A 12,333-nucleotide genomic window follows, 5' to 3' on the forward strand; every position below is an offset into this window, starting at 1 on the left:
TTTTCAGTATGCCAAGAAATCCATGCGAAAGATGAGTGCTCCCATAGGGAAAGATCTGAATCGATTGATATTTGAAATTGACAATGCCCTATCAATGCATTGATGTTGTTTATTGTTGATATTGATTGTTCATTCAAATACTACAGGATTGCCATTTTGAATATCCCTGAAATCAGTGATATTCAACTCAAACAGCGCGGCGCCGGGAAATCGATCACGCTGCGGATGATCTCGCGCATTTCCGTGATCAGCGGCCGGGCATCGTCGCGGCGCCATTGCACGGTGTAGGTCAGCGGGGCCAGCGCGCTGTGCTTTGCGGCCTCGGCGCTGCCGTCCAGCACGCGCAGGCGGCCGCGTTCCTGCAGGGCCAGCGCCCATTGCTCGGGCATGTAGGTGAAGCCCAGGCCGTCCACCACCATGCCCACCACGGCGCCCCAGCTGTTGCACGACAGGCGCCGCTCCACGGCCAGGCCGTGGCGGCCCAGCCAGTCGTCCAGCGTGCGCGTGGCGCCCGAGCCGGTGGGCAGGGCGATCAGCAGTTGCTCTCGCACCAGGCGCCGGGGCAGGCCGGTGCCGGCGCGGGCGATGAAGTCGTCGCTGGCGGCCCAGACGAAGCGCACCTGGGCGACCTGCTCGAAGGCCAGGCTGCTGCGCGAGGACGGCCCGGCAATGACCACGCAGTCCAGCTCGCCATCGACGATGCGCTGCTCCAGCACCTGGCCGATGTCGGTGTGGGGCTCCAGCTGCAGGTCGGGGTGCAGCTCGGCCACGCGCTGCACCAGCCGGGGCAGCCAGGTCAGGCCGCTGAGCTCGCCAAAGCCGATGCGGCAGCGGCCCTGCAGGCCCACGCTGCGGCCCGCCGCCTCGCGCAGCTGGGCGGCGCCGTGCAGCAGCTCGCGGATGCGCGGCAGCAGCTGCTCGCCCTGGGGCGTGAGTTCGGCGGCGCGGCCGCTGCGGTCGAACAGCTGCACGCCCAGCGAGGCCTCCAGCTCCGCAATGCGCTTGGACAGCGATGAGACCGACAGGTGCACGCGGTCGGCGGCCACGCTGAAGTTCAGGCAGGTAGCGGCCCAGTAGAAGGCTTCGAGCTGTTTGAGGGTCATGGCGACATTCTTCCAAAATCGAAATATCGATTCCTATTTATTTCGCTTTTCTTTGCAGGTTGGTCCTTCTACATTGGCCGGCAATGCCTGCCAACAACGTCCCCTCCACCACCGCTCCTGCAGCTGCTGCACCAGCCCCTGCCCGGCCGCCGCGCCGCCTGCGCCAGGTGCTGTCGCTCGATGATTTCGAGCGGCTGGCGCGGCGCCATCTGCCGCGCCCCATCCATGCCTACATCAGCGGCGCGGTGGAGGACAACGCCTCGCTGGCGGACAACCGCCGCGCCTTTGCCGAGCTGGCCTTCGTGCCGCGCGCGCTGGTGGGCGTGGCACAGCGCGACCCCTCCTTCGAGCTGTTCGGGCGCCGCTACGGCGCGCCCTTCGGCGTGGCGCCCATGGGCATTGCCGCGCTGTCAGCCTACCGGGGCGATCTGGTGCTGGCCCAGGCCGCACAGCAGGCGGGCGTGCCGGCCATCATGAGCGGCTCCTCGCTGATCCGGCTGGAGGAGGTGATGGCGGCCGCGCCCCACACCTGGTTCCAGGCCTACCTGCCGGGCGACCAGGGCCAGATCGATGCGCTGCTGGACCGCGTGGCCGCCGCCGGCGTGCAGACCCTGGTGATCACGGTGGACACGCCCGTGGCCGCCAACCGCGAGAACAATGTGCGCGCCGGTTTCTCCACGCCGCTGCGGCCCGGGCCGGGCCTGGCCTGGCAGGGCATCAGCCACCCGCGCTGGCTGTTCGGCAGCTTTCTCAAGACCCTGTGGCGCCACGGCATGCCGCATTTCGAGAACAACTATGCGCACCGGGGCGCGCCCATCCTGTCGGCCAGCGTGATGCGCGATTTCTCGGACCGCTCCCACCTGGCCTGGCCGCATCTGGCCGCCATCCGCCAGCGCTGGCAGGGGCAGCTCGTGGTCAAGGGCATTCTTTCGGCCGCAGACGCCGTGCTGGCGCGCGATCACGGCGCCGACGGCCTCATCGTCTCCAACCACGGCGGGCGCCAGCTCGACGGCTCCGTGGCACCGCTGCGCGTGCTGCCCGGCATCGTGCGCGCCGTGCCCGGCCTGCCCGTGATGCTGGACAGCGGCGTGCGCCGGGGCACCGACGTGCTCAAGGCCCTGGCCCTGGGCGCGCGCTGCGTGTTCGTGGGCCGGCCCTTCAACTACGCGGCCTCGGTGGCCGGGCCGGCGGGCGTGGCCCACGCCATGGCCCTGCTGCGCGAGGAGGTGCTGCGCGACATGGCCATGCTGGGCGCCACGCGCCTGGACCAGATCACGCCGGCCTGCGTGCGCCATGCGCAGGCCTGGGATGCGTTCTGAGCGGCAAGACAACGGTATCGACACAGACACAGACACAGACGGAGACACAGCAGTGAGCAAGATTCCCGGATTCCATATCCACGCCCGGCCCGAGGCCGCCCTTGGCGATGCGCTGCTGCAGCGCTATCGCGGCTTTCCGGTCGCCAATGTCAGCGACGCCATGAGCCGCACCACGGGCACCTCGGCGCTGCGGCCCTTCCATCGCCGCCAGGGGCCGCTGGTGGGCCGTGCGCTGACCGTGCGCACGCGGCCCGGCGACAACCTCATGGTGCACCAGGCCATCGACATCTGCGGCCCCGGCGACGTGATCGTGGTGGACGCGGGCGGCGCCGGGCCCAACGCCATCATTGGCGAGATCATGCTGGCGCTGATGATGGCGCGCGGCGCGGCCGGCATCGTCATCGACGGGCTGATCCGCGACAGCGACACCATAGGCCAGCACGGCCTGCCCGTGTATGCGCGCGGCGTCTCGCACCGCGGCCCCTACAAGGACGGCCCCGGCGAGCTGCACTTGCCCGTGAGCATCGACGGCATGGTCGTCCACCCGGGCGACCTGGTGCTGGGCGACGGCGACGGCCTGCTGGCCGTGCCCGCCGCCGAGGCCGCCGCCATTGCCGACCGCGTGGAGGCCATACAGCGCGACGAGGCCGACGTGCTCGCCGCCATTGCCGCAGGCCGCGCCGACCGCTCCTGGGTGGCGCGCACGCTGGCCGCCAAGGGGGTGCTGTGATGGACCGCCGCATTGTCCGCTTCGACTACTGGCTGGATGCGGCCTTTGACCGCATCGTCTCGGCCGCGCCTGGCGTGCAACTGGTCACCTGCCGGCGCGAGGGCGACGATGCCGCCGCCTGGCAGGCCCTGGCCGGTGCACAGGTCTACCAGATCACGGCCGCCAAGGACGAGCTGCCGCGCCACTGGTTCGCCACGGCGGATCTGCTGGCACGCTGTCCCGATCTGCTGGCGGTATCTTCCAGCGGCTCGGGCTGCGACACCATCGACATCGAGGCCTGCACGCGGGCCGGCGTGGCCGTGATGAACCAGTCGGGCGGCAATGCGGATTCGGTGGCCGAGATGGCCATCGGGCTGATGCTGTCCGTGCTGCGCCGCATCAACGAATCCGACCGCCTGCTGCGCGCCCCGGGCCGGGGCTTCAGCCGGGAAGACGTCATGGGCCACGAGCTGCGCGGCCGCACCCTGGGCCTGGTGGGCGTGGGCGAGGCCGGCAGCCGCGTCGCGGCCCTGGGCCGGGCCTTCGGCATGCAGGTGATCGGCTGCGACCCGGCCTACGACGCGGCCGGCCTGGCAGCGCGCGGGGCAGAGGCCGTCGGCTTCGACGAACTGCTGCAGCGCGCGGACATCGTCTCCCTGCACTGCCCGCGCGATGCCTCCACGCTGGGGCTGATGGACGCCGCTGCCTTTGCGGCCATGAAGCCGGGCGCCGTTTTCGTGAGCACGGCGCGCGGCGGTATCCATGACGAGGCCGCCCTGCACGCCGCCCTGGCCAGCGGCCACCTGGCCGGCGCCGGGCTCGATGTCTGGGACCAGGAGCCGCCGCCCGCCTCTCATCCGCTGCTGGCCCTGCCCCAGGTGGTGGCCACCTTCCACACCGCCGGTGTCACGCACGAGGCCCGGCGCAACAACGCCGAGCTGGCCGCCACCCAGATCGTGCAGTTGCTGGCCAATGGCCAGCGGCCCGCGCGCCTGGTCAATCCCGAGGTCTGGCCGCATGCGCGCGAGCGCATCGCCAGGGCCTTGGACCCGTCCCGTTCCCTGTCCTTTTCCCCGTCCCGTTGAGCCGCTTCCTTCACCATGACTACAAAGCCTCTCAGACCACTGCAAGAGGCGACCCAGGAGACAAAGATGACACAGCAAGCAAGGCGCGCATTGTGCGCAGGCCTGGCCGCCGCCTGCATGGCGCTGCCGGCCCTGGCCCAGGCCCAGACTCAGGGCGAGGTCCCCTATCCCTCGCGCAACATCGAGATGATCGTGGCCTACGGGCCCGGCGGCGGCACCGACCTGGTGGCGCGGCTGCTGGCCCGCCATCTGGAAAAGAAGCTGGGCGGCAGCGTGGTCGTGCTCAACCGCCCCGGCGCGGGCGGCGGCATCGGCTTTGGCGAACTGGCGCGGGCCAAGCCGGATGGCTACACCATCGGCTTCATCAACACGCCCAACGTGCTGACCATCCCCATCGAGCGCAAGAGCAGCTTCCACTGGAGCCAGTACGACCTGCTGGGCAACCTGGTGGACGACCCGGGCGGCTTTGCCATCCACAACAGCAACGCCATCACCACGCTGGCCGGCCTGGCCGCCTACGCCCGGGCCAACCCCGGCGCCGTGACGGTGGGCACCACGGGCACGGGCTCGGACGACCACCTGGCCATGCTGCTGTTCGCCAAGGCCACGGGCACGCAGCTCACCCATGTGCCCTACAAGGGCGCGGGCGAGGTGCGCGCCGCCGCCACGGGCCAGCAGATCACCATCGGCGCCATCAACGTGGGCGAGGTGCTGGCCTACCAGAAGGGCGGCACTCCCATCCGCCTGCTGGGCCAGATGTCGGCCGCGCGCAGCTCGCTGGCGCCGCAGGTGCCTACGTTCAAGGAGCAGGGCATCGATATCGAGCTGGCCTCCCTGCGCGGCCTGGCCGCGCCCAAGGGCTTGCCCGAAGGCGTGCGCAAAAAGCTGGTCGATGCCGTGGCCGCCATCGCGGCCGACCCGCAGTTCAGGCAGCAGGCCGAGGCCATGTACGCGCCGCTGCGCTATCTGGCGCCGCCCGCCTACGCGGCCGAGCTGGAGCGCACCGAGGCCGGCTTTCGCAAGCTCTGGACCGAGATGCCCTGGCAGGACGGAAAGCCCTGAAGGCCCTGGCCATGCAAACCTTTGAATGGACAAGGACGACTGCCATGACCCCTCTGTCGCGCCGCAGCCTGGCTGCGCTCACCCTGTGCACGCTGGCCCTGCCCGCGCTGGCGCAAGGCCCCATCACCCTCATCGTGGGCTGGCCTGCGGGCGGCCCCTCCGACAACGTGGCGCGACTGGCGGCCACGCGCATGAGCGAGGCCCTCGGCCAGCCCATCACCATCGACAACCGGGCCGGCGCGGGCGGCAACCTGGGCAGCGACGCGGCGGCCCGCGCAAGGCCCGATGGCAACACCATCATGCTGGCCACCGTGGCCTCGCACGGCCTGAACTCCGCGCTCTATGCCAAGCTCAACCACGACCCGCTCAAGGACTTCGCGCCCATCGGCATGATCACCACCTCGCCCAGCGTGCTGCTGGTGCCCGTGGCCTCGCCGCTGCGCTCGGTCAACGATCTGCTGGAGGCGGCGCGCGCCAGTCCGGGCCAGCTCAACTACGGCTCGGGCGGCGTGGGCTCCAGCCAGCACCTGGCGGGCGCCAGCTTCAAGCAGCTCACGGGCGTGGATGTCACCCACATCCCCTACAAGGGCACGGCCCCGGCCATGACCGACCTGATGGCGGGCCGCGTGGACTTCGTGCTCACCACGGGCGCCATCCCCTTCATCCGCTCGGGCAAGCTGCGCGCCCTGGCCGTGGCCTCGCGCCAGCGCCTGCCGGCCCTGCCCGATGTGCCCACGTTCGAGGAAGCAGGCGTCAAAGGCTTCTACACCGACTCCTGGTACGGGCTGGTTGCCCCGGCCGGCACGCCGCGTGCGGCGCTGGAGCGCCTGAACGGCGCACTGGCCACGGCGCTGCGCAATCCTGAGGTGCAAAAGCAGTTCATCGAACAGGGCTCGCTGCCCGTCAAGCCCATGGGCGTGGACGCGTTCTGGCGCTTCGTGCGCGAGCAGATGCCCGTGGCCGCCGAGCAGGTGCGGGTGTCGGGGGCCAGAGCCGAGTGAGCGCAGCCGGGTGCGGCAGTGCAGGATCGGCACGGGGGCGACTGCACAGCCGCAATGCAGCCAGCGTGTCACTGGCAGGTCACTGGCAGGTCACTGGTAATTGAGCGTGAAGGTGGCCCGTCCGTTGGCCAGGCCTGTGGTGACGGAGGGCTGGGTCTGGACATAGCGCGCCGTCAATGGAATCACGTGGTTGCTGGTGTTTGGGGTGATGATGCCCGCCTGCCACTGGTTGGGATTGCCGAAGTTGGCGGAGTCCTCGCCGTAGCTGATGACCTTGTCGCTGCTGCGGATCTGGATGCCGATGCCGGCAGCCCCTCCGGTCACCGTCAGCACATCGGAGCGGTTGGCGGCATCGTTGGCATCCGTGAGCGTGACGAACGGGCGCAGGGTGGAATTGGCATCGCCCCCGGTGCAGATCAGTTCCAGATCGAATGGCTGGGGCGCGGAGGTAGCGCCTATCCCGTTGAACTGCGACCTGTTGATTCGCTGCAGGTTCACGGCGATGTTGCTCGTCTTCACCCGGCAACTGGCGCCTGTGCGCACCACGGTGCTGCCGGCCGCCATCACGGACCAGATATTGCAAAGGCTATTGCAGTCAAACCGGGCGGTTGCATAGCTGCTGACACTGAAAGTGCCCGATTGAACGGCGCCTGTCTTGATGAGTTGCATCCATATGGCTTGCTCATGTACATCATCCTTTTGCCATCCCGTGGCTCCTGAATTGTTGGATTGAGTGGTGATGGACATGGTTTTGCCATTGGGGAAATTCCTGGCTTTCCATGTGGCACGCCAACGGATTCCTATTCCGCGCAAAGATGTGGAGTAGATATCGCCGTCCAGCGTAGTGGGGTTCATGATTTGGGGCCATATTTCTGAAGATGGCCCCGAAAGCACACTGTAGGAAATTGTGTCGAGAGTGGATTTGACCATGGGCGATTCCCATAGCACTGATCCATTCATGATATTTCCTGCGGGAACGTTGATGATTTCCGGTAATTGGACGATGGATACTGCCGGTGTAAACATTCCTCCATAAATGGAGCTTACAGAAAAGCAAAGCGTTGCCGGAATGAGAAAATATCTGATTTTTTTCATATGAATGAAACCGGAAACGATGCAGGAGAGTTTGATGGGCGTGCTCCAAAGTCTATTCCTATGATTTATGAAAATCCATAGGATCATTCTTATTTTGGCAATGCTTTTTCATGACTCCAATGCCGTGTTCCGTCCGCTGCCGTGGCGCGGCATGGCCACCGGGTCCGGCCTGCGGCAGACCTGGCGCAAGCGGCGCCAACGACGTGGGCGGCCGCCTGGGCACGGCCGCCTGGGCATGGCCGCCACGGGCGACGCCTTTGCAAGACGCCTGGGCTGAGCCCGTGGCTCAACCCCGCCTGCGCGCCGCCAGCCCCTGCACCACGGCCGCCAGCCGGTCGATTTCCTCGGTGGTGTTGTAGAAGGCCAGCGAGGGCCGCACCGTGGTCTCCACGCCGAAGCGCCGAAGGATGGGCTGGGCGCAGTGGTGGCCGGTGCGCACGGCGATGCCTTCGGCGTTGAGCGCTTCGCCCACCTCGGCCGTGGTCCAGCCCTTGAGCACGAAGGACAGCACGCTGGCCTTGTCGGCCGCCGTGCCGATCAGGCGCAGGCCGGGGATGGGCGCCAGCGCCTGCGTGCCGTACTGCAGCAGATCGTGCTCGTAGCGCGCGATGCGCTCCATGCCCAGGGCCTGCACGTAGTCGATGGCGGCGGCCAGGCCCACGGCGTCGGCAATGTTGCCTGTGCCGGCCTCGAAGGTGTTGGGCAGGGGCTGGTAGACGGTTTTCTCGAAGGTCACGTCGGCGATCATGTTGCCGCCGCCCTGCCAGGGCGGCATGTCCTCCAGCACCTCGCGCCGTCCCCAGACCACGCCGATGCCCGTGGGGCCGAAGACCTTGTGGCCCGAGAACACGAAGAAGTCCGCACCGATGGCCTGCACGTCCACGGCCATGTGCGAGACCGACTGCGCGCCATCGACCAGGGTCCGGGCGCCCGCCTGGTGGGCCAGCTCCACGATCTGCTGCACGGGCACGACCGTGCCCAGCGCGTTGGAGACCTGGGTGACGGAGACGATCTTGGTGCGCGGGTTCAGCAGCTTGCGGTATTCATCGATGAGCACCTGGCCCGAGTCGTCCACCGGGATCACGCGGATCTTCGCGCCCTTGGCGGCCGCCAGCTGCTGCCAGGGCACGATGTTGGCGTGGTGCTCCAGGTGGGAGACGATGATCTCGTCGCCCTCGCCCACATGCTGCCAGCCCCAGCTCTTGGCCACGAGGTTGATGGCCTCGGTGGTGCCGCGCACGAAGATGACCTCGTTCACGTCGGGCGCGTTGATGAAGCGGCGCACGCGCTCGCGCGCGCCCTCGTAGGCGTCGGTGGCGCGCGCGGCCAATTCATGGGCTGCGCGGTGGATGTTGGAGTTCTCGTGCTCGTAGAAATGGCGGATGCGCTCTATCACCGCGCGCGGCTTGTGCGTGGTGGCCGCGTTGTCCAGCCAGGCCAGGGGCCGGCCGTTGACGCGCTCGGACAGGATGGGAAAGTCCCTGCGCACGGCATGTACGTCGAAGGGCGCCTGCACGCCGGCCGCTCCATGCCTTGCCCCGTGCGAAGCCTGCTGGCGCTGCAGCGGATGGGCCGGCGTGGTGTAGCCGGCGGGCAGCACCACGGGATCGACAAAGTAAAAGCGCGGCTCGGCCGAAGGCACGGTGGACGCAATGCCGGGCCCTTCGGTGGGTACGCCGATGCGCGGCACGGCGGGTGACGCAGGTGCCGCAGGTGCAGCAGGTGCCGTGAACGGGAGCGCGGCCAGCGCATCCAGCGGATCGCCCTGGCGCTGGGGCACGCCCAGAACCTGCGATCCCAGGCGCGGCTCGTAGGCGGGCAGGGCGCTCACGACATGGTCAGGCACGCCGTTGCCGGCCTGGGCATGGGGCAGCAGCGCGGGCGCGCGGTGGGCCAGCGAGGCCAGCGGTGCGGGCGAGGCCGGCAGCAGGTTGCTGCCCAGCGCCAGGCCCTGCGGGATGGGCGTGCCCGGCACGCCGGGCCCCAGGCCCGCGGGGCTGGCCAGCGGCGAGCCGGGCGGCGCCACGTTCACGGGGGCCTGCACGCCAGCAGGCAGGCCGGGCAGGGCAGGAGCCGATCCCGGTGCGGCGGAGAACAGGGCGTTGGCCATGCGCGCCAGCGCCTCGGGGTCGAAGGGCGCCTGGGGCGCCACGGAGGTGATTGCAGACACGGTCAACGCCCGGCCTCTTTACTTGTAGGTGTCGGGATAGTCGTGGTACTTGCCGATCTCGACATCGTCGAGCACGGCCAGCGCGTCGGGCGTGAGCACGGCCAGCGAGCAGTACAGCGAGATCAGGTAGGACGCGATGGCATGGTTGTTGATGCCCATGAAGCGCACCGACAGGCCCGGGCTCTGCTCGCCCGGCAGGCCGGGCTGGTACAGGCCGACCACGCCCTGGCGCTTGTCGCCCACGCGCAGCAGCAGGATCTTGCTCTTGCCGTCGGCCACGGGCACCTTGTCCGAGGGGATCAGCGGAATGCCGCGCCAGGTGATGAACTGCGAGCCGAACAGGCTGACCGTGGGTGGCGGCGTGCCGCGGCGCGTGGCCTCGCGGCCAAAGGCGGCAATGGCCAGCGGATGGGTCAGGAAGAAGGCGGGCTCCTTCCAGACCTTGGTCAGCAGCTCGTCCAGGTCGTCGGGCGTGGGCGCGCCGGTCAGCGGGAAGATGCGCTGCTCGTCCGTGACCTGGGCCAGCAGGCCGTAGTCGGGGTTGTTGATCAGCTCGCTTTCCTGGTTCTCCTTGATGGTCTCGATGGTCAGGCGCAACTGTTCCTTGATCTGGTCATGCGGGCTGCTGTAGAGGTCGGAGATGCGCGTGTGCACATCCAGGATGGTGGAGACGGCGTTGAGGAAGTACTCGCGCGGCTGCTCCTCGTAGTCCACATAGGTGCGCGGCAGCTGGTTGTCTTCCTGCTTGGCCGTGCAGGTGACCTTGATGGCCTCCGGGTTCTTGACGCGGTTGAGGCGGTAGATGCCGGCCTCCACCGGCGACCATTGCAGCAGGTGCGTCAGCCAGCGCGGGCTGATGGTCGAAAGCTGGGGAACGGTTTTGGTTGCGTTGGCCAGTTGCCGCGCGGCGTTGTCGCCTAGCGCGGTCGTGCCGCCCACTGTTGCCGACATGTGCAGACTCCGTGATCAGTTCAGGAAAAAGGGAAGGGGAAGGAGGGAAACAGGGCCAGTGTCCCGGCCCGCGCACATGTCTTCAACATGCTATAGCCGCCAAGCGCAGGCCCCGCACCAGCTGGTCGTGGGCCACGGTTTCGCCGCGCATGACCAGGGCCGAGGGCTGCACGCCCAGCGAGACGGCCAGCTTCTCCACGGTCAGCAGCGAGGCGATGACGCGGCCGCGCTCTATCTCGCCCACGTAGGAGCGGTTCAGGTCCGAGTGCTCGGCCAGCCGCTCCTGCGACCAGCCATGGGCCTCGCGCGCCTGGCGCACGGCAATGCCGAAGCTGGTGACAAGCCGGGTGCTCATAGGGCCACCTCCCGGGGCTGCTGCGCGTGCTCGCGCGCATGGGCCTGGGTGACATGGGCGCCGGGCGGCACGTCCTCGGTCACCCAGACATTGCCGCCGATGACGGCGCCGCGCCCCAGCGTGACGCGGCCCAGGATGGTGGCGCCCGCGTAGATGACCACGTCGTCCTCCACCACCGGATGGCGCGCCAGGCCCTTGCGCAGGTGGCCGTGCTCATCGGTGGGAAAGCGCTTGGCGCCCAGGGTGACGGCCTGGTACAGCCGCACGCGCTCGCCGATCACGGCGGTCTCGCCGATCACCACGCCCGTGCCGTGGTCCATGAAAAAGCCCCGCCCGATCTTCGCGCCCGGGTGGATGTCGATGCCCGTCTGCGCATGCGACAGCTCGGCCACGATGCGCGCCAGCAGCGGCTGCTCCAGCAGGTACAGCTGATGGGCCAGGCGGTGGTGGATCATGGCCAGCACGCCCGGATAGCACAGCAGCACCTCGTCCACGCTGCGCGCGGCGGGATCGCCCTGGAAGGCGGCCAGCACATCGCTGTCGAGCAGGCGGCGGATCTGGGGCAGGGACTCGGCAAAGGCGCGTGCGATGTCCAGCGCCATGGCGTCGGCGCCCGCTGCCGTGTGGGGCGCGGACAGCCGCAGCTCCAGCCGTATCTGGCCCAGCAGCGCATGCAGGGCCGAGTCCAGCTGGTGGGCCACGAAGATGTCCTCGCTTTCCTGGCGCAGGTCGTGCGGTCCCAGGCGCATGGGAAACAGGGCTGCCTTGAGCTGGTCGATGAGGGTGGAAAGCGCGTCGCGCGAGGGAAACTCGCGTGCCCCGGGCTCCTGGGTGCGGCCGTGCGCCTCGCGCCATTCGCGGCGCGCCGCATGCAGGTTCTGGGTGAGTCCGGCAATGTCGAAACTGGCCATCTGCGTGCTCCTTCAGTCTTGAATCCAGGGCAGGCCGTGGAAGCGCCAGCCGTCGTTTTTGCCGCGCTGCTGATGTGCGTCGATCTCGCCCTCGAAGCCTTCGAGCACGTTGAACACATGGGTGAATCCGGCCTGGGCGGCCGCCTGGGCCGCCAGCACCGAACGCTTGCCGCTGCGGCACAGCAGCAGGGCCACGGCCTCCTTGCCGCCGTGCGGGGCCAGGCGCGCTTCCAGCTCGCGGGCAAAGCGCGGGTTGCGCGTCAGCGCCGTGCCCGTGGCCCAGGGCACGTGCAGGGTGCCCTGCACCTGGCCGACGAACTTGCGTTCCTCGGCCGTGCGCACATCGACCAGCACGGCCTGGCCGGCCTGCACCAGCGCCCAGGCCACGGGCGGGCGCACGCCGCCTGCGTGGCCCAACCCCTGTGCCTGGGCGTGGTCCTGTGCCTCCTGCAGCGCCTGGGGCAAGGCGGTTTCCAAAGTGAGGGCTGTCATGTCGTCGTCCTTGCGGAGAATTCGCGGGTTGGTGGCTATAGGCACCAATCTAAGAACTTCGCGGCAAGCCACCAACGAAC

At 68.6% G+C, this 12,333-nt stretch carries 12 protein-coding genes; 5 read left to right on the forward strand and 7 right to left on the reverse strand.

What is annotated here, in order from left to right; all coding sequences use genetic code 11:
• Positions 1–182: 182 nt before the first annotated feature.
• The gene (locus LGR64_RS00985; RefSeq protein WP_013800558.1) at positions 183–1,103 is read right to left on the reverse strand and encodes a LysR family transcriptional regulator; all 921 of its coding nucleotides are present in this window, start codon (positions 1,101–1,103) and stop codon (positions 183–185) included.
• Positions 1,104–1,186: 83 nt separating this feature from the next.
• Between LGR64_RS00985 and LGR64_RS00990 the strand changes: the two genes are divergently transcribed.
• The 5 genes from LGR64_RS00990 (at position 1,187) to LGR64_RS01010 (ending at position 6,279) form a co-directional block, all read left to right on the forward strand.
• Positions 1,187–2,422 (forward strand): alpha-hydroxy acid oxidase, encoded by a 1,236-nt coding sequence (locus tag LGR64_RS00990; RefSeq protein WP_230354859.1) that lies wholly within the window; start codon positions 1,187–1,189, stop codon positions 2,420–2,422.
• 52 nt (positions 2,423–2,474) lie between these two features.
• Complete coding sequence (locus LGR64_RS00995) at positions 2,475–3,152, forward strand: RraA family protein (RefSeq protein WP_230354860.1); 678 nt, start codon at positions 2,475–2,477, stop codon at positions 3,150–3,152.
• Positions 3,152–4,216 (forward strand): hydroxyacid dehydrogenase, encoded by a 1,065-nt coding sequence (locus LGR64_RS01000; protein ID WP_230354861.1) that lies wholly within the window; start codon positions 3,152–3,154, stop codon positions 4,214–4,216. The genes LGR64_RS00995 and LGR64_RS01000 overlap by 1 nt, the downstream gene beginning before the upstream one ends.
• Before the next feature lie 66 nt (positions 4,217–4,282).
• On the forward strand, positions 4,283–5,278 hold the full coding sequence (locus tag LGR64_RS01005) for a tripartite tricarboxylate transporter substrate binding protein (RefSeq protein ID WP_192368323.1): 996 nt from the start codon (positions 4,283–4,285) through the stop codon (positions 5,276–5,278).
• Positions 5,279–5,322: 44 nt separating this feature from the next.
• Positions 5,323–6,279 (forward strand): Bug family tripartite tricarboxylate transporter substrate binding protein, encoded by a 957-nt coding sequence (locus tag LGR64_RS01010; protein WP_141835561.1) that lies wholly within the window; start codon positions 5,323–5,325, stop codon positions 6,277–6,279.
• Between the two features lie 90 nt (positions 6,280–6,369).
• Here the strand turns inward: LGR64_RS01010 and LGR64_RS01015 are convergent, their stop codons facing one another.
• From LGR64_RS01015 to LGR64_RS01040, 6 genes are all read right to left on the reverse strand, one after another.
• The gene (locus tag LGR64_RS01015; protein WP_230354862.1) at positions 6,370–7,374 is read right to left on the reverse strand and encodes a fimbrial protein; all 1,005 of its coding nucleotides are present in this window, start codon (positions 7,372–7,374) and stop codon (positions 6,370–6,372) included.
• 286 nt (positions 7,375–7,660) lie between these two features.
• Positions 7,661–9,550, reverse strand: coding sequence for a family 2A encapsulin nanocompartment cargo protein cysteine desulfurase (locus LGR64_RS01020; protein ID WP_230354863.1), 1,890 nt, complete (start codon positions 9,548–9,550; stop codon positions 7,661–7,663).
• A 12-nt stretch (positions 9,551–9,562) separates the two neighbouring features.
• Positions 9,563–10,495: a family 2A encapsulin nanocompartment shell protein gene (locus LGR64_RS01025; RefSeq protein WP_013800566.1), complete on the reverse strand. Its 933-nt coding sequence runs from the start codon at positions 10,493–10,495 to the stop codon at positions 9,563–9,565.
• 82 nt (positions 10,496–10,577) lie between these two features.
• Positions 10,578–10,850 (reverse strand): helix-turn-helix domain-containing protein, encoded by a 273-nt coding sequence (locus LGR64_RS01030; protein ID WP_012207587.1) that lies wholly within the window; start codon positions 10,848–10,850, stop codon positions 10,578–10,580.
• Complete coding sequence (epsC, locus tag LGR64_RS01035; protein WP_013800567.1) at positions 10,847–11,761, reverse strand: serine O-acetyltransferase EpsC; 915 nt, start codon at positions 11,759–11,761, stop codon at positions 10,847–10,849. Before epsC ends, LGR64_RS01030 begins: the two co-directional genes overlap by 4 nt.
• A gap of 12 nt (positions 11,762–11,773) precedes the next feature.
• Positions 11,774–12,253 carry a rhodanese-like domain-containing protein gene (locus tag LGR64_RS01040; RefSeq protein WP_230354864.1) on the reverse strand — a complete coding sequence of 160 codons (480 nt, stop codon included), beginning with the start codon at positions 12,251–12,253 and terminating at the stop codon, positions 11,774–11,776.
• Between the last annotated feature and the right edge of the window lie 80 nt (positions 12,254–12,333).

The organism is Delftia sp. Lp-1, assembly GCF_020523835.1.
Lineage (GTDB): Bacteria > Pseudomonadota > Gammaproteobacteria > Burkholderiales > Burkholderiaceae_C > Comamonas > Comamonas acidovorans.